This window comes from Rhodococcus sp. IEGM 1409 (genome assembly GCF_030056735.1).
In the GTDB taxonomy this organism is placed as follows: domain Bacteria; phylum Actinomycetota; class Actinomycetes; order Mycobacteriales; family Mycobacteriaceae; genus Rhodococcus_F.
Genome location: NZ_JASHKN010000017.1, coordinates 18,952 through 35,218 on the forward strand (window position 1 = coordinate 18,952; position 16,267 = coordinate 35,218).

At 64.2% G+C, this 16,267-nt stretch carries 15 protein-coding genes; 6 read left to right on the forward strand and 9 right to left on the reverse strand.

The window, feature by feature from the left end:
• Window positions 1-84 precede the first annotated feature (84 nt).
• From QM716_RS28725 to epsC, 4 genes are all read left to right on the forward strand, one after another.
• Complete coding sequence (locus QM716_RS28725; RefSeq protein ID WP_283307646.1) at window positions 85-429, forward strand: DUF6802 family protein; 345 nt, start codon at window positions 85-87, stop codon at window positions 427-429.
• A 277-nt stretch (window positions 430-706) separates the two neighbouring features.
• Window positions 707-2,536 carry a phosphoenolpyruvate carboxykinase (GTP) gene (locus tag QM716_RS28730; RefSeq protein ID WP_283307647.1) on the forward strand — a complete coding sequence of 610 codons (1,830 nt, stop codon included), beginning with the start codon at window positions 707-709 and terminating at the stop codon, window positions 2,534-2,536.
• A 180-nt stretch (window positions 2,537-2,716) separates the two neighbouring features.
• Window positions 2,717-3,652, forward strand: a complete 936-nt coding sequence (gene cysK / locus QM716_RS28735) for a cysteine synthase A (protein ID WP_019747115.1) — start codon at window positions 2,717-2,719, stop codon at window positions 3,650-3,652.
• A gap of 5 nt (window positions 3,653-3,657) precedes the next feature.
• Window positions 3,658-4,236, forward strand: coding sequence for a serine O-acetyltransferase EpsC (gene epsC / locus QM716_RS28740; RefSeq protein ID WP_283307648.1), 579 nt, complete (start codon window positions 3,658-3,660; stop codon window positions 4,234-4,236).
• Window positions 4,237-4,301: 65 nt separating this feature from the next.
• Here epsC and QM716_RS28745 read toward each other — a convergent pair whose 3' ends face one another.
• Genes QM716_RS28745 through QM716_RS28755 form a run of 3 tightly spaced genes read right to left on the reverse strand, consistent with a single transcriptional unit; the run spans window position 4,302 to window position 6,550 of the window.
• Window positions 4,302-4,607, reverse strand: a complete 306-nt coding sequence (locus tag QM716_RS28745) for a hypothetical protein (RefSeq protein WP_283307649.1) — start codon at window positions 4,605-4,607, stop codon at window positions 4,302-4,304.
• Between the two features lie 28 nt (window positions 4,608-4,635).
• Entirely contained in the window at window positions 4,636-5,601 is a 966-nt protein-coding gene (locus QM716_RS28750; protein ID WP_283307650.1) for a cation diffusion facilitator family transporter, read from the reverse strand.
• Window positions 5,602-5,611: 10 nt separating this feature from the next.
• A complete protein-coding gene (locus QM716_RS28755) occupies window positions 5,612-6,550 on the reverse strand; it encodes an alpha/beta hydrolase (protein WP_283307651.1) in 939 nt (312 codons plus the stop codon).
• A 148-nt stretch (window positions 6,551-6,698) separates the two neighbouring features.
• Between QM716_RS28755 and QM716_RS28760 the strand changes: the two genes are divergently transcribed.
• Window positions 6,699-7,220 (forward strand): TetR/AcrR family transcriptional regulator, encoded by a 522-nt coding sequence (locus tag QM716_RS28760; protein ID WP_502942174.1) that lies wholly within the window; start codon window positions 6,699-6,701, stop codon window positions 7,218-7,220.
• 315 nt (window positions 7,221-7,535) lie between these two features.
• Here the strand turns inward: QM716_RS28760 and QM716_RS28765 are convergent, their stop codons facing one another.
• The 5 genes from QM716_RS28765 to QM716_RS28785 all read right to left on the reverse strand — a co-directional run bounded on the left by QM716_RS28765 (window position 7,536) and on the right by QM716_RS28785 (window position 13,161).
• On the reverse strand, window positions 7,536-8,981 hold the full coding sequence (locus QM716_RS28765; protein WP_283307653.1) for an aldehyde dehydrogenase: 1,446 nt from the start codon (window positions 8,979-8,981) through the stop codon (window positions 7,536-7,538).
• A 4-nt stretch (window positions 8,982-8,985) separates the two neighbouring features.
• Window positions 8,986-10,170, reverse strand: a complete 1,185-nt coding sequence (locus tag QM716_RS28770; RefSeq protein WP_283307654.1) for an Rv3169 family protein — start codon at window positions 10,168-10,170, stop codon at window positions 8,986-8,988.
• 1 nt (window position 10,171) lies between these two features.
• Window positions 10,172-11,365: a phosphotransferase family protein gene (locus QM716_RS28775; protein WP_502942175.1), complete on the reverse strand. Its 1,194-nt coding sequence runs from the start codon at window positions 11,363-11,365 to the stop codon at window positions 10,172-10,174.
• 133 nt (window positions 11,366-11,498) lie between these two features.
• Window positions 11,499-12,386: an ROK family protein gene (locus QM716_RS28780; RefSeq protein ID WP_283307656.1), complete on the reverse strand. Its 888-nt coding sequence runs from the start codon at window positions 12,384-12,386 to the stop codon at window positions 11,499-11,501.
• A 4-nt stretch (window positions 12,387-12,390) separates the two neighbouring features.
• Window positions 12,391-13,161 (reverse strand): class I SAM-dependent methyltransferase, encoded by a 771-nt coding sequence (locus tag QM716_RS28785; RefSeq protein WP_283307657.1) that lies wholly within the window; start codon window positions 13,159-13,161, stop codon window positions 12,391-12,393.
• Window positions 13,162-13,334: 173 nt separating this feature from the next.
• Here QM716_RS28785 and QM716_RS28790 point away from each other — a divergent pair, with 173 nt between their 5' ends.
• Window positions 13,335-14,549: a glycosyltransferase family 4 protein gene (locus QM716_RS28790; protein WP_283307658.1), complete on the forward strand. Its 1,215-nt coding sequence runs from the start codon at window positions 13,335-13,337 to the stop codon at window positions 14,547-14,549.
• Here QM716_RS28790 and QM716_RS28795 read toward each other — a convergent pair.
• On the reverse strand, window positions 14,496-16,235 hold the full coding sequence (locus QM716_RS28795; protein ID WP_283307659.1) for an MmpA family trehalose lipid delivery protein: 1,740 nt from the start codon (window positions 16,233-16,235) through the stop codon (window positions 14,496-14,498). The genes QM716_RS28790 and QM716_RS28795 overlap by 54 nt on opposite strands.
• Window positions 16,236-16,267: the final 32 nt, after the last annotated feature.

Consider the following 16,267-nt stretch of genomic DNA (forward strand, 5'->3'; position numbering starts at 1 on the left):
GCGTGATCGGCGGAGTCTGGTAATACTGAGCGGACGGTTTCGGTAGGGGTTGCCGAAGCAGCAGTCACTTCCTTTGGGGGATTCATGGATGCATTTCTGATCACGGCCGCGCATGTCGACGGCCATGGCCTCGAGGCCGCACCGCTCGATCCTGGGAGTATCGAGCCCGAGAATTTCGGTCCTTCGTCCGGTCCCGTCGACGCAGGCGATCTGAATTTCGAGGCCTTCGACTTGGACGGTGACGGGACGGTCGACAGCCGCGTCGTCCACTCCGACGACGCCGTCGTGATCGTGTCCGATTTCGATCGTGACGGTAGCGCCGATCGCCTCACGATGATCGAGTCGGACGGGGACTACTCGGCGTGGGAATGCCGTCGAGACGACGAAGGCTCCCTCGTCTGGCAGAAAATCGATGCCGGCGCGCTGTGAAAAGCTTCCGTTTATGTGCTCTGAGCGCCGGGTAGGCACCTGAACACACCAACTGAATCGTTTCTGTGACATTTCTGACCGCACCCGATTACCTGCAGGTGAACAGCCAGCGTTAACCTCAATACATAGGACACCCGGCGTCCGTGAAATCCACGTGAGTGGATGACGCGGCTGGACCCCGTCGAGAGGGGGACACCGGGATCGACTGGTATCGGGGCGCTGCAGTTCGCATCCGGTGTCACAAGAACCCGGTTCCGGCTCACCCCAGGAGAGTTTGATGACCTCAGCGACCATTCCCGGTCTCAATGGAACTGACGGCACGCCCCCCACGGAGCACAAGGAACTGCTTGCATGGGTGCAAGAGGTTGCCGAACTCACCCAGCCTGATCGCGTCGTCTTCGCAGACGGCTCGGACGAAGAATGGGACCGACTGACAACGAAGTTGGTCGAGGCAGGAACCTTCACCCGCCTCAACGACGAGAAGAAGCCGAACTCTTTCCTCGGCAACTCCGATCCGTCCGATGTGGCGCGAGTCGAATCGCGTACGTACATCTGCTCGAAGGAAGAAATCGACGCAGGTCCCACCAACAACTGGATGGACCCGGCGGAGATGCGCACCCTCATGGGTGACCTGTACCGCGGTTGCATGCGTGGACGCACCATGTACGTCGTTCCGTTCTGCATGGGCCCCCTCGACGCCGAGGATCCGAAGCTGGGCGTCGAGCTCACCGATTCCGAGTACGTCGTCGTATCCATGCGCGTCATGACCCGCATGGGCGGCAAGGTTCTCGAGAAGCTCGGCACCGACGGATTCTTCGTCAAGGCTCTGCACTCGCTCGGCGCTCCGCTGGCCGAGGGCCAGGAAGATGTGGCGTGGCCGTGCAACGACACCAAATACATCACGCACTTCCCCGAGGATCGTGAGATCTGGAGCTTCGGTTCCGGCTACGGCGGAAATGCTCTCCTGGGTAAGAAGTGCTACTCGCTGCGTATCGCTTCGGCAATGGCGCACGACGAGGGCTGGTTGGCCGAGCACATGCTCATCCTCAAGCTCATCTCGCCCGAGGACAAGGCCTACTACATCGCGGCGGCATTCCCCTCCGCTTGTGGCAAGACCAACCTCGCGATGATCCAGCCGACCATCCCCGGATGGCGCGCCGAGACCCTCGGTGACGACATCGCCTGGATGCGTTTCGGTGAGGACGGACAGCTGTACGCCGTCAACCCGGAGTTCGGTTTCTTCGGCGTGGCTCCTGGCACCAACTGGTCCTCGAACCCCAACGCCATGCGCACCATCGACCAGGGCAACACGGTCTTCACCAACGTCGCTCTGACCGACGACGGTGACGTCTGGTGGGAGGGCCTGGAAGGCGACCCGCAGCACCTGATCGACTGGAAGGGCAACGAGTGGACGCCCGAGTCGGGCACCCATGCGGCTCATCCCAACTCGCGTTACTGCACCCCGATGTCGCAGTGCCCGATCATGGCTCCCGAGTGGGACGACCCGAAGGGCGTGCCGATCTCGGCAATCCTTTTCGGCGGACGTCGCAAGACGACGGTTCCGCTGGTCACCGAGGCTCGCGACTGGCAGCACGGCGTCTTCATGGGTGCAACGGTCGGCTCCGAGCAGACCGCAGCGGCCGAAGGCCAGGTCGGCACGGTTCGCCGCGATCCGATGGCAATGCTGCCGTTCCTCGGCTACAACGTCGGTGACTACTTCCAGCACTGGATCGACCTCGGCAAGTCCGCGGACGCGTCCAAGCTCCCCAAGGTCTTCTACGTCAACTGGTTCCGCCGCGGCGACGACGGTCGCTTCCTGTGGCCAGGCTTCGGCGAGAACTCTCGCGTCCTGAAGTGGATCGTCGAGCGGATCGAGCACAAGGCCGCGGGCATCGACACCCCGATCGGCGTCGTTCCCACCGGATCGGCACTCGACATCGAAGGCCTGGACGTGTCGGACGCCGACATCACCGAGGCTCTCGCGGTGAACATCGACGAGTGGAAGGCCGAGATCCCGCTCATCGAAGAGTGGTTCGACTTCGTCGGCGAGAAGTTGCCGACCGGCATTCGTGACGAGTTCGAAGCTCTGAAGCAGCGGTTGGCCTGATAAACCGCCCCCGTATGTAGTGGCCTGATGCCGCATTGGTTCAATTTGATGAACCGATGCGGCATCGGTCGTCTGTATGCCCTTTGCCTGTAGCCGTTAAGCAGTTCAGCCGTTATGCAGTTTCAGCCGGTAAGAGTTCAGCGAGCGGGTCGACACACTCGATCCTCAGGAGGACCAGATATGAGCGGGATCTACAACAACGTGACCGAATTGGTCGGGCGCACCCCGATCGTGCGGCTCAACCGTCTGACCGAGGGCCTGGACGCACAGGTTGCCGTCAAGCTCGAGTTCTACAACCCGGCCAACAGTGTCAAGGACCGGATCGGCGTGGCAATCATCGACGCCGCCGAGAAGTCCGGTGCACTCAAGCCCGGTGGCACCATCGTCGAGGGCACCAGCGGTAACACCGGTATCGCCCTTGCCATGGTCGGTGCTGCTCGCGGCTACAAGGTCATCCTGACCATGCCGGAGACGATGTCCACCGAGCGTCGCGTCATGCTGCGTGCTTACGGCGCCGAGATCGTGCTGACCCCGGGCTCCGAGGGCATGGCCGGTGCAGTTGCCAAGGCCAAGGAAATTGTCGAGCAGACCGAGAACGCCGTCTCGGCCAGCCAGTTCGCGAACCCGGCCAACCCTGCCATCCACGAGGCCACGACGGGCGAAGAGGTCTGGGCCGACACCGACGGCGCCGTCGACATCTTCGTGTCCGGCATCGGCACCGGCGGCACCATCACCGGCGTCGGACGCACCCTTCGCAAGTACAAGCCCGAGGTCAAGATCGTCGGTGTCGAGCCCATCGACTCGCCGATCCTCAACGGTGGCCAGCCCGGCCCCCACAAGATCCAGGGAATCGGCGCGAACTTCGTGCCCGACGTCCTCGATCGTGAGATCTACGACGAGATCATCGACGTCTCGTTCCCTGATTCCATCGAGGTCGCTCGCGCACTCGGCACCCAGGAAGGCATCCTGGGCGGCATCTCGTCCGGCGCCATCGTATGGGCCGCACTCGAGCTGGCGAAGCGTCCGGAAAACGCCGGCAAGCTGATCGTGGCTGTCGTGTGCGACTTCGGCGAGCGTTACATCTCCACCCCGCTGTTCGAACACATCCGGGACTGAGACCTGTGAGTATCCTCGGGACAATTCGCGAGGACCTGCAGGCTGCGCGCGGTCAGGATCCTGCCGCGCGCAGCAATGTGGAGAACGCGCTCGTTTATTCAGGGCTGCATGCCATTTGGGCACATCGGGTTGCGCATCGCATGTGGGCCGTCCCTGCGCTACGCGGCCCGGCGCGGGTACTCTCGCAGCTGACCCGCTTCGTCACCGGCATCGAGATTCACCCCGGTGCCACTATCGGTCGACGGTTCTTCATCGACCACGGCATGGGCGTCGTGATCGGGGAGACGGCTGAGGTCGGTAACGACGTGATGCTCTATCACGGCGTCACTCTCGGTGGTCGCTCGCTCGCGCAGGTCAAGCGTCACCCGACGCTGGGTGACCGGGTCACGGTCGGTGCGGGTGCCAAGATCCTCGGGCCCGTCGTCATCGGCGAAGGTAGCGCTATCGGCGCCAATGCCGTTGTCACCAGGGATGTTCCGGCCGAATCCATCGCGACCGGTATCCCGGCTGTGGCGCGGCCACGGACCACCAAGGAAAAACTGGTGGACCCGAACAGTTACATCGATCCTGCGATGTACATCTGAAGGTTCCCTCTGAGCTTCTTCGATGGCCACCCCTCGTGTAGCGACGGGTGGCCATCGGCGTCTGTTCAGCCGCGCATCAGGCGCCACCCGAGACGTCGCAGTACGGCGGCCGTCAGAGCGCCCAGTGCTGCTCCGATCAGGGGATAGCAGGCGAGGACGAGCCAGTGCGGTTCGTCCGATCGGGCATCGAAAGCGATGTTCATCGACGACTCGTAGTCCCGACTCATCTGGACGCCGCGCAGTGGCACGTACGCACCCTGATAGACGATGGTCTCGTCAGGACTGGTCATCACGTCGATCAGACTGCCCACCAGGGGAATCCCCCCGACGACAAATCCCAGAACCATCAGTATCACGATCAGTGCGCGCATCGAACGAGCCTATCGCCCGGCCGGAAGTTCAGACTGTGATCGACGGTTCTTCGGGCGTCGAGAGGGTCAGGATCGCCCGCACGACGCGTGGGCTCTGCTCGAGTGAGCGTTCGAGTTCGCGCAGCGTGTGGGCCACTCGCGATTCCGCGTAGTCACCGACCAGATCGACGCTGGCCACCAGGTACACCTGCCGCGGCCCGAGGTATTCCATGCGCAAGAACGTGATTCGGTTGATCTCGGGTAGTTGGGTGAGGGCTTCGACGGCTGCTGCCCGCAGCGTCGGTGAAGCCTCTTCGCCGACCAGGAATCGGCGGTTGCGATCGATCAGGATGATCGCGATGACCCCGAGAAGTATGCCGACGAAGATGGAACCGAGGGCGTCGGGGATAGGCGACCCGGTGATCTGGTGCAGCAGGACACCGACGAACGCGATGACCAAACCGATAAGTGCCGCAGCGTCTTCGGCGAACACGGCCCGGGTCGTCGGGTCGGACGTGTTGAGTGCCTGGGCCATGACGTCGCGGTTCACGGCCGATGCTTCGTTTCGGAGTTGTTTGTACGCCTGCCGGAACGAGATGCCTTCGAGGATGAACGAGACGCCGAGGACTGCGTAGGCGACACCGAAGTCGGACGCCGGTTCGGAATGGAACAGTTCCTGGATGCCGTGGGTGATCGACACACCCGCGCCGAGCGCAAAGAGTCCGAGGGCGGCGAACATCGACCAGATGTACGCTTCGCGGCCGTAGCCGAGTGGCTGCTGCTGATCTGGAACCCTTTTCGAGCGGCGGTTCGCGATCAGCAACAGCACTTCGTTGCCGGTATCGGCCCAGGAGTGGGTGGCCTCCGCGACCATCGAGGCAGATCCGGTGACGATGGCGGCCGCGGTCTTGGCCCCAGCGATCAGTGCGTTCGCCGCAAACGCCAGTACGACTGTCGTCGTGCTCTCGTCGCCGTTTCCCGTCGGCTCGGCCTTAGGTTTGGGTTCGATACTCACGAACTTCAGGCTAGGCGGGTGGTGACGGTTTCGTGTGGTGACGCTCGGCGACGGAGCGCAGCAGTGTGGCGACGGCGTCGTGGAACTGCGTCAGTCCCGGCTCTTCGACGGGAAAGTGCCCGCACCCGTCCAGCATCACGAATTCGGTGGGTGCGTTGATGCGGCGGAGGAACTGCAGGCTCAGTTCGGGTGGCGTCCATCGGTCGTCGGCCGGGTGGGTGAGCAGGACAGGCGTCGTCCGAAACGATTCGGGCGCGGTGTGCTCGAACGAGAAGTAGCTGCTGAGGAATCCGAGTGGCACCCGAACGCCGCCACCGCGCGGATCCGTTGCACACAGCGTTGCGAGCTCCCGATTGCTGCTCATGTTCGCCACGTCGGCGACCCAACGGATGGGTACGCGGATGCGGCCCACCAGCCGATCGGTGCGGCGCATCAGGGGAGCGCCGTAGATACCCATCGGGCCGAACCGCGCTGCGGCAGCTCTGGCTGACGGATCCGAGGGATCGAGCAGACAGGTAGCGACGACGGCGTCGGCCAGACCGGTCCGCGCGGCCACCTCGTAGGCCAGCAGACCGCCGATGCTGGCGCCCAACAACACCAGCGGCCGATCATCGGTTGCCTTCTCGGCACGGACGAGATCGCAGAGAAGGTCGACCCATTGCTCGTACCGGACGCCGGCGGGATCGGCTGCAACGGTGTCGCCGTACAGCGGAAGATCGGGAAAGAGGACTTCGGCGCCGAGTTTCACGCCGATCCCGGCAAACGGCCACAACGCGCCCGAGTACCCGCCGGCGCCGTGGATGCCGAGAACCCGAACCGGCGCGTCTGGAACCACCGCCCGTGCGACGTGGACGGTGTTGCCGTTCCACTCCCACCACGTCGGGGTCGGCGCCGGCATGTGGTCGGTGTACCGGGCGGGCATAAACTTCGAGTAATCGGCGCTGGTCACCTACACAATTCTCGGTACCGGCGTCGCGGCTGACAACTCGCATCGGAGAACCGTGTCGACTCGGCGGAAAAGACCCTCCCAGCAGCGCTCGAGGGCTACGTACGACGCGATCCTGGAGGCGGCTACTCGCGTTTTCGCGGCGGAAGGCATGGCGGCGACCACTAACCGGATCGCTGACGAGGCAGGCGTGTCGGTGGGCTCGCTCTACCAGTATTTCGGCGACAAGTACGAGATCCTCTCGGAGTTGGCGAACCGTCATGTGAGGGCCGCGCGGGAAAGTTTTGCGGTGTGCCTTTCCGACATCGTCGAGCGTGAACTCTCCCTCGACGAGGCCGTCAGGATGTTGGTGGAGTGCGCGGTCGAAGTGAACAGTAAGCCGCGACAGTTCTTTCACCTGCTCTACGATCAGGTTCCGCGTACGCGTGAGCTCATCGAACAGGTCGAAGGAATGAATCGGCAACTGGTACTGGGATTTTCGGACGTACTGCAAAGCCGTGGATTCAGTGCGCAGGACGCGTTGTTGACTTCGCGGCTGACCGTGACTGCCGTGGACAGCCAGGTGCATCGGGTTGTGCTGGAATCGGATTCACCCGAAGAACTTCGGGTGCGCACGGAAGCCGTCGTGCGGCACGCGAGATCGATGATCGCGTCAGCCGAGAACCTGGCGTAAACCACAGAACCCGCTGCGCGCGAAGTGCGCTCAGCGGGTTCTGTCGTCCTGTCTCAGGAGCCGAAGGGAAGGGTTCCCGACGGGATCTGGTATCCACTGCTGCCGACGGAGGCGCTGCCCCAGAGTGCGAGGAAAGCGTTGATGGCGTTGGTGAGCATATGAATGTCCTTTGTGAGATGACTGATTCGTTTTCGACGGTACCGGGTGGATCTGTGGATTCGCTGGGAGTTGGCACCCATTTCACGGGGTCGGCACCCGTTCCAGCAGGTCGGAACGGGTGCCAACTGTCAGCAAAGGGTGCTCGCCCCGGGTGGGTCAGCCTACGTAGCCGGGCGGCATGAGTACGGACTTGGTCTCGCAGAAGGCCTCGAGGCCCTCGGGTCCGTTCTCGCGGCCGATACCGGAGTTCTTGTACCCGCCGAACGGTGATCCGGGGTCGAAGGCATACCAGTTGATCGCGTAGGTACCCGTGCGGATCTGCGCGGCAACTTCGAGGCCGTGGTCGATGTCGGTGGTCCATACCGATCCGGCGAGGCCGTAGTCCGAATCGTTGGCGATCTTGATGGCCTCGTCCTCGGAGTCGTACGGAATCACCGAGAGAACAGGTCCGAAGATCTCCTCGCGTGCGATGGTCATCGAGTTGTCGACGTCGGCGAAGATCGTCGGTTCGACGTACCAACCCTTGTCCAGGCCTTCGGGACGTCCACCGCCGAGTACGACGCGTGCGCCTTCTTCCTTGCCCTTGGCGATGTATCCCTCGACGCGCTCGCGCTGCTTCTCGGAGATCAGCGGGCCGAGTTGTGCTGCGGGATCGGACGGATCGCCGACGGTCATGAAGCCTGCAGCGGTCTTCATTCCCTCGATGACCTCGTCGTAACGCGAACGGGGAGCGAGGATTCGGGTCTGAGCCACGCAGGCCTGACCGGTGTTCATCAGGCCGGACATGACGAGCATCGGCATGCCGGCGGCGATGTCGGCGTCCTCGAGGATGATCGCGGCGGACTTGCCACCCAGTTCGAGGGAGCAGCGCTTGAGGTTCTGCGCGGCGATGGCACCGATCTTGCGGCCGACGGCGCTGGAACCGGTGAAGGTGATCTTGTCGATGCCCGCATGCGAGACCAGGTATTCGCCGGTCTCGGCTCCGCCGGGGAGCACGGAGATGACGCCTTCGGGCACGCCTGCCTCGGTGAAGATCTCGGCGATCACGTGGACGGACAGCGGAGATTCGGGTGCGGGCTTGAGCAGTACGGTGCAGCCGGCGAGCAGTGCAGGTGCCAGCTTGTTGATTGCCAGGAACAGCGGAACGTTCCAGGCCAACACGGCGGCGACGACGCCGACGGGCTCACGGGTCACCTTGGTCTGCCCGAATGCGCCGGTGCGCTTCTCTTCCCACGCGAACTTGTCGGCCAGCTCGGCGTAGTAGCCCAGCGTCGCCATCGAGGGTGTCTGCTGCATCATGCCGACCATGGCGGGCGGCTGGCCCATCTCGTTGGAGATGAGCTGGTTGATTTCCGCGCTGCGCTCTTCGATCAGCTTGGCGGCCTTGGCGAGGATCGCGCCGCGCTCGGCGGGGGTGGTGCGTGACCACGGTCCCTCGAACGCCGTGCGGGCTGCGGACACAGCCGCGTCGATGTCTGCCGGTGCTGCGATGGGACAGCTGCCGACGCGCTCCTCCGTTGCGGGAGAGAACACTTCGAGTACCTGGTCGGTGGCCGGGGCCACCCATGCTCCACCGATGTAGAGCTTGTCGTAGTCAGTCATCAATTCATTCCTCGGTGTTGTCGGTCGCCGCGAGGGCATACGCGTCGTCTGCCTGAGCGGTGTCGGTGAAACTGGTGAATCCGTATTTCTCGTGCGGTCCGATGGCGGCTACCTCGAAAAGACCGGTGCCGGAGTAGGTATTCGCGCCTGCTGCGAAATTGCCTTCCGTGAGCGTGAAGGACGCGAGGTTGTCGACGGGGGAGAACATGCGTTGGAACGGTTCGATCTCGCGGACCTTGTGGCGCAGTCCCTGCACGACGAGTTCGCCCTGCCACATTCCGTGACGCCAGTCCTGTTCGAGTCCGTAGCCGGTGCCGATTCCGATGTAGTTGGCCAGCAACAGTTCGCAGGTGACGGTGAGGACGTCACCGCCTGGCCGGTGGAAGGTGATGGTTGCTCCGGTGACATCGCGGGTGTCGGGGCAGAATGTCAGCTCGTGTTCGGGCCGGCCGAGCCATTCGTTGTCCCTGGTTTCGTCCGGCCACACTCGCATGGCTTCTTCGACTATGCGCCTGCCCTGTTCGTCTTCCTGCATGATCACCGAGATGGTGAACTCGTCGAACTGCATGACCGCGTAGATCCAGAAGAAGTTCTGGATTCCGTCGACGGCGCGTCTGCCTTGCGGTTCGGCTTCTCCGACCGGACGCACACCCCACGAACGGTCGCGGTTTCCCCGCCACGTCTTCGGGTCGATCGCGAAGTCCTTCCCGTCGACGGTGAGCGATCCGGTCCAGGTTCCGGTTTGCAGGAAGCGTGAGGTGTCGAACGTGACTCGTTCGAGTTGGCGACGAAAGTGCTTGGGCTCGAGCGCCGCCGGGATGGTGGCGTCGAAGGTGATGTCGAAGGAGAGATCGTATTCGCTGCCCGGTTCGAGGACGACGCGGAGCTTCTGCAGTCCTTCCAGCACTTCGATGCGCAAAGGTCCGACGGTGGTGTCGGTACGGTCGGCGCCCAGAGCCTTCGACATACGAGCAACGATGTGGTCGTCACCGCGGCGCAGTACCGCGAAGGCATCCATGACGCCGAGGTTGGGGTACTGGCCGAGTCCGACGATGAGGAACACGTCGGGGGATTCGGTGGGGTAGCAGTTGAAGTAGTAGCGGTCGTAGAAGTTTCGATCCGAGGTGGCTACGTGACGAATCGGTTCGGCGATCTGGTGAACGGGGTAGTCGTCCATCGGCGACAGCATGTCAGGTGAGCCTCTCCCAGTAGGTGCCGTCCAGCATGGCGGCCAGCGAAGCGCGGTGCATGATCATGTCGTCAGGGTCTTCGGGTCGCTGCGACTGTCCGAAAGCTATGGCGCGGGCTTGGATTCGCCACATGATCACCGCCTGGCGAAGTGCAGCGTACGTAACGTAGAACTCCAGATCATGTGGGGTGTGGCCGGTGATCTCGGCGTAGGTCTGCGCGAGATCCGGCAGTCTCAGGAAGTCGGGAAGGCCGGGTAGGTTCGCCAGGCCGGCGATGTCCTCGAAGAACCTGTGCAGGAATGCCATCCAGCCCAGATCCATCTCTCGCGGGCCGAGAGTTGCCATTTCCCAGTCGAGTACGGCTACCGGCGCGAAGTCCTGGTACATGACGTTGCCGATGCGCGAGTCGCCCCAACAGAGCACGGCCGGCGAATCGTCTGCGGGATTGTTCTCCTCGATCCAGTCGAGGGCACGTTCGATGAGCGGTGATCTGATGCCGTCGGAGACCACCCACTCGTAGTACGCGCGCTGCTCGGCGATGTGCGCGGTGAATGCGTCTCGTGCAGTCTGTCCCGAATCCGGGAGTCGGAGGAAGTCGAAACGCTCACAAGGCTTGTCGATGGCGTGCAATTGAGCCAGGACGTCGACCGAGTTCTGCTGGAGGGTCTTTCGTTGTTCGGGGGACGCTTCGGTGACCCACGATCCGAAGTTGTACGGCATGACGTCAGGTGGCACGTCGCCGGAGATGCGTTCCATCACGAAGAACGGCGCACCCAAGGCGTCCAGGTCGGATTCGGACCAGTACACGGCAGGCACGGGCACGGCGGAGTGCTCGCGCACCTGCGCCATGGTGCGGAACTGGGATTCGAGGTCGTAGGTCGGGAACACCGGCATGGTCGACTCTGTCGGCGCCACCCGGGCGACCAAGGGATGATGATCGCCGTCCCAGGTGGCGTCGAAGAGAATGGTTTCGCTGGACATGCCGTTGGCTGCCGGCAAGGTGACGTCGGCGACGGTCACGGCCGATCCGGGCGGCACCTTTCCCGCCATCCACCGTTCCAGTCGTTCACGGAGGTCTTCGGTGTCGCGGAGGGAATCACTCGGTCGGGCGACCTGGGCGTGATGCTCGGCTCCTTCTGTCGAAGAAACGGTCGAGGCAACGTCAGATGAGGAAGCGTCTGGGCTCACGGTCACCTCCTTCCCATAGGTGTCACGCGCAGTGCCCGTAACGGTGTGAGTCAGAACACTAAAACACGTTACAGAAATTAGGAACAGCTGGCACCCGTTTAGTGGGACTCTCTGCGGATTTATCAGGGAGGAACGCGTGTCAGATCGCGGCGGTGAGCGAGAGCAGACCTGCGCCGGTCAGAGTTCCGGCGCCGCCCAGCTCGGCGGGAACGATCCGGAGCCCTGAGATGAACGACAAACGGGCATGTCGGGCAGCCGCGTCGAGCATCGGTTGCCACAGCGGTGCACCTGCCTGGGCGAAACCGCCGCCGATCACCGCGAGGTCCACGTCCAGGAGGGCGGCCGTAGAGGCGATGGCACCGCCGAGCGCCGTGCCTGCGCGGCGAAGTGCGTCCACGGCGATCGCGTCTCCGCTGTGTGCGCTCTCGGCAAGCTGACGGCCGGTGGTGCCCGTCCACCCCTGGTTACGCGCCCATCGCACCGCGGAGGGGCCACTCGCCACCGTCTCGAGGCAGCCGAGACCGCCGCAGCTACACGGTTCGGAAGAGCCTGGAACTACGAGGTGGCCGATGTGGCCCGCGTTGCCGGTTCGACCTCGCGCAATCGCGCCGCCGAGAACGATTCCGCCACCGATTCCCGTCGAGACCACCAGGCTCAGGAGATTCGGGGTTCCGCGTCCGGCGCCGTGGTGGAACTCTGCCAATGCCGCCGCGGCCCCGTCCATGGCGAGGGCGGTTCCAGCGTTGGGAAAGAGGCTGCGGACGCCCGCTACCAGCTCGAATCCCTGTGCCCACTCGGTGATGTTGATGGGAGCGACGACGCCGGCGACGGTGTCCACGGGCCCGGCGCACGCGATGCCCACACCGTCGACGTCTCGGCCGTCGGAGACTCGTTCGAGCAGCGCCGCACAGGCTCCCCACGGGTCGGTCTGCGGCGTCGGCACGCTGTCGAACACGGGAACGCGGCCATCCTCTGACACGACGCCGGCAGCCATCTTGGTGCCACCGATGTCGAGTGCGAGGCGCATGTCGCTATCGCTTTTCGAGAACCACGACGAGGTTGCTCACCAGGAACTCCCGTAGGCCGGGGACTCGGACCATCCACCACGCCCACGACGGGTGGTAGCGCGGGATCGCGGCGAGCAACGTTCCCTGGCTGGTTCCACGGGCCCAGCGTAAGCCGTCGGTGGCGCCGACTTTGAACAACGACACCCCGAATTTGTTCTTCGGTTCGCGTCCGGTCTTGCGGAGGTACCGCTTGGCCGCGTACTCGCCGCCCAGCGCATGCCATGGCCCGGTTTCGTGGCCGCCGAACGGACCCCACCACAGGGTGTACGAGAGAACCATCAAGCCGCTGGGCTTGGTCACGCGCAGCATCTCCTCCGCCATCAGCCAGGGCTCGCTGACGTGTTCGGCCACGTTGGAGGAGAAGCAGATGTCCACGGACGAGTCCAGGAACGGCAGAGCCAAACCAGATCCACGCACCGCACCGCCCACGGTCAGACCCGCTGCATGCATCTCCGACGGATCGGGTTCGACGGGAATATAGCGGGCACCGGCGGCTTGAAAGACCTCCGCAAAATAGCCCGGCCCGCCGCCCACGTCGAGGACGGTGAGGCCGTCGAGGGATCGTCCGGTCTGACCTTCGTGCAGGTCCGAGATCAATTCGACGGAGTCGCGTGCGAGCGCGCCGTAGAAGATGTCGGGTGCGGTCTGCTCGTGGCGGAAGTCGCTGAGCAGGCGCAGCGAGCGTTTCAGGGTTGCCCGTCGGCCGAAAGTGCGGGTCACTGCGGGCTTGGTCACGGGTAGCAACTTTAGCCACTGGGGCGCCCGGTCCACGAACACCGTCAGGAGCGCGGCAATACGGACGCTCGAACAGTTAGGGTGTTCGGCAGGGTTACCGGCCGGTCAGGCGGGGCATCCCGCAGGTTCGCCCGAATCGTGGTGGCCACCGACCAACTCAGGGAGTAACGCACGTGCGCGAGGTTCTGTTGCTCTGCTGGCGCGATACCGGGCATCCCCAGGGCGGTGGAAGCGAGCGTTACCTCGAGCAGGTCGGATCTCAGCTGGCCGAGCGCGGCATCAAGGTGACGCTGCGGACGGCGTTGTATCCCGGGGCGCCCGCGTCGGAGGTTCGTGACGGCATCACCATCAGCCGAGCCGGTGGACGTTTCAGCGTGTACCCCCGCGCTCTGGCTGCCATTGCCGCTGGGCGTCTGGGCTTCGGATCGCTGAAGGGCATTCGCCCCGACGCGGTGATCGACACCCAGAACGGCATCCCCTTCTTCTCGAAAATCGTGGCGGGTGCGCCGGTCACGCTTCTTGTCCATCACTGCCATCGTGAACAGTGGCCGGTGGCAGGCGAGCTCGTCGGTCGGATCGGCTGGTGGGTCGAATCGCGATTGTCTCCGCGCACCCATCGGCGTAGTCAGTATCTGACGGTGTCGCTTCCCTCGGCGGAAGAATTGGTGGATCTCGGTGTCGAGCGCGAACGAATTGCCGTGGTGCGCAACGGTGCCGATCGGCTACCTGTCGGCGTCGACGCGGGTGGATCGATCACCAGGGCCGAGCGCCCCACCATTTCGGTTCTCTCACGACTGGTGCCGCACAAGCAGATCGAGGACGCACTCGAAGCCGTCGCAGCGCTGCGGCCGACGCTTCCAGGCATCCAACTCGACGTCATCGGTGGTGGTTGGTGGGAGCAGAACCTGCGTGATCGTGCCGCCGAGTTGGGGATCGGTGACGCCGTCTCGTTCTACGGTCACGTCGACGAGGTTCGTAAACATGAACTACTGGCGCAGTCGTGGATTCATCTCATGCCTTCGCGAAAAGAAGGATGGGGCCTTGCAGTCATCGAGGCTGCGCAGCACGGTGTTCCGACGATCGGCTACCGCAGTTCCAAGGGCCTGACCGATTCGATCGTCGACGGAGTGACCGGGCTTCTGGTCGGCGGCGAGCATGCCGGCGACGGTGACATCGCCGATCTGACGCAGGCTGCCGGCACCCTGCTCCGCGACCACGAACTCCGCACGGTGCTCGGTGAGAAAGCTCGCGTGTGGTCCGGCGAGTTCTCCTGGGAACAGACCGGCACCGGAGTGCTCGAAGTGCTGACTGCACACAAGGACGGTCGGTGGGTCTCAGGACTCGCCGCGCCGTGCGAGTCGAATTCGGTTCTGGTTCAGTCCGACTGAGATCAGCGCGATCACACCCATCAGTATCCAGGCGAGATGCGCGACTATGACGGCAGTTCGGGCACCGGTCGAGGCTTCCTGCGTGGCAACGTCTCCGGGTACTCGGTAGAGCTCGAGATCGTCGTCGGCGAAGACCTGTTCCAATCCGCCGAGTGTGGTTGCGGAGTTGCCGAGCTGACCCGGTGTGCCGCGCTCGATCAATACCCATCCGACTCCGAGATCGGCCAACTGCGTAGGACTCCCGCCGGCAAGCAGTAGATCCTCGACCTGAGTTGCGCGGGTTCCCTCGCCGCCGACCGCACCACCGGCAACCACCAGTTGGCCGGTCTGCAGAACGTCGAGAGGCAGGAACCGTGGTGCGGGATCGAGTACCGGCGCATCGCCGCTGTAGGGGAAGGCACGGAACATCCCGGCGGGAAGCACTGCAACGTCACCGGTTTCGTCTCGCAGTTGCTCGGCCACCGCGGTCCAGGACCCGGGATAGGGCACGGGCTTCAACGCGCCGCCGACGCCCCACACCAGATCCGGCAGTGCCACGATCGTCACCACGACGGCGGCGATCGACAATGTCGGGCGGGGAACGGAGAATCGATTGCCTGCCCACATCACCGCGGCGGCGGAAGCGAGTGCGTAGAACGGTACGGCCAGCGCGACCCACTTCTGGGCGTCACGCAGCAGACCGGCGCCGGTGAACACGTCGACCGACCATCGACCGACGTCGAGCCCCCACGGGGTGGCGCCCAGGGTTGGGGCCAGCACCGCAAACAGTGCCAGCAGTCCGAGTCCACTGACGACAGGGTTCCGGCGTCGGCGCCACAGAGCGGGCGCACCGGCGATCACCACGACGAGCAGAAGAAGTGTTCCGACCAACGCGAAGAGTGTTGTGCGCGTAGACGGTATCGCTGCCGAGTTCCAGATACCGCCGAGACCGGCGAGGCTGCCGAGCGTCGCGAGTCCGGGTTCCGCTCGGGCGGCAAAGGCGGCGACTCCCGCTGGATCTGAACCGTCGCCTGCTGCGCCTGATGCGAAGGTGGCGACCAACCATGGTGAAGCGGCGACGAGGAACAGTCCGACAGCGCCGCAGACACGCCGAAGGGCAGAGTTCCGGCCTCCCGGGGTGGCAACCACCACCAGCGCAGTTGTCAGAGCGAGCAGGGCACCGGTAGGTGTCAGGCCCGCGAATGCCAGTGACGCGGCCAACGCCCACCACGATCCGGGCGTGGCTCGGCGAACTCCGATTCCGGCACACACGATCCACGGCAGTGCGGCATATCCGGTCAGCAGGCTCCAATGTCCTTGCAGCAGGCGCTCGGCCACATACGGGTTCCAGAGCATCACCGTCGAGGCGACGAGTTGTGGACCGAGACCAGCAGTCGGCAGCAGGACGGCGACCATGCGCGCCGCGCCCCAACCAGCGAGCCAGAGCGCCGCGAGCAGGATGAACTTGACCACCAGTCCGCCGTCGATCACGGTGCTCAACGCTGCGATCAGCGCGTCCTGGGGAACAGCGCGGGCTGCGGCGTCGGTGAGTCCGAGGGCGGAGTCGGTCAGGTACGAGCGCGGCGTGCTGACGGCGTCGCGCAGCAGGAGGTAGCCAGGGCCGAGCAGCGGTCCGAGGATCAACAGTGTCAGCGCCAGGCTGTATGCCGCAGGCAGGTAACGGCGGTATCCGGCTTGCACTGTCATGACGCGCACGATACGTGGTGCATCATTACTGC

Bases quoted from the DNA above. Each gene is read 5' to 3' on its own strand.
- QM716_RS28725 (WP_283307646.1), top strand. From the start codon at position 85: ATGGATGCATTTCTGATCACGGCCGCGCATGTCGACGGCCATGGCCTC.
- QM716_RS28730 (WP_283307647.1), top strand. From the start codon at position 707: ATGACCTCAGCGACCATTCCCGGTCTCAATGGAACTGACGGCACGCCC.
- cysK (WP_019747115.1), top strand. From the start codon at position 2,717: ATGAGCGGGATCTACAACAACGTGACCGAATTGGTCGGGCGCACCCCG.
- QM716_RS28745 (WP_283307649.1), bottom strand. From the start codon at position 4,607: ATGCGCGCACTGATCGTGATACTGATGGTTCTGGGATTTGTCGTCGGG.
- QM716_RS28760 (WP_502942174.1), top strand. From the start codon at position 6,699: ATGGCGGCGACCACTAACCGGATCGCTGACGAGGCAGGCGTGTCGGTG.
- QM716_RS28765 (WP_283307653.1), bottom strand. From the start codon at position 8,981: ATGACTGACTACGACAAGCTCTACATCGGTGGAGCATGGGTGGCCCCG.
- QM716_RS28770 (WP_283307654.1), bottom strand. From the start codon at position 10,170: ATGCTGTCGCCGATGGACGACTACCCCGTTCACCAGATCGCCGAACCG.
- QM716_RS28780 (WP_283307656.1), bottom strand. From the start codon at position 12,386: ATGCGCCTCGCACTCGACATCGGTGGCACCAAGATGGCTGCCGGCGTC.
- QM716_RS28795 (WP_283307659.1), bottom strand. From the start codon at position 16,235: ATGACAGTGCAAGCCGGATACCGCCGTTACCTGCCTGCGGCATACAGC.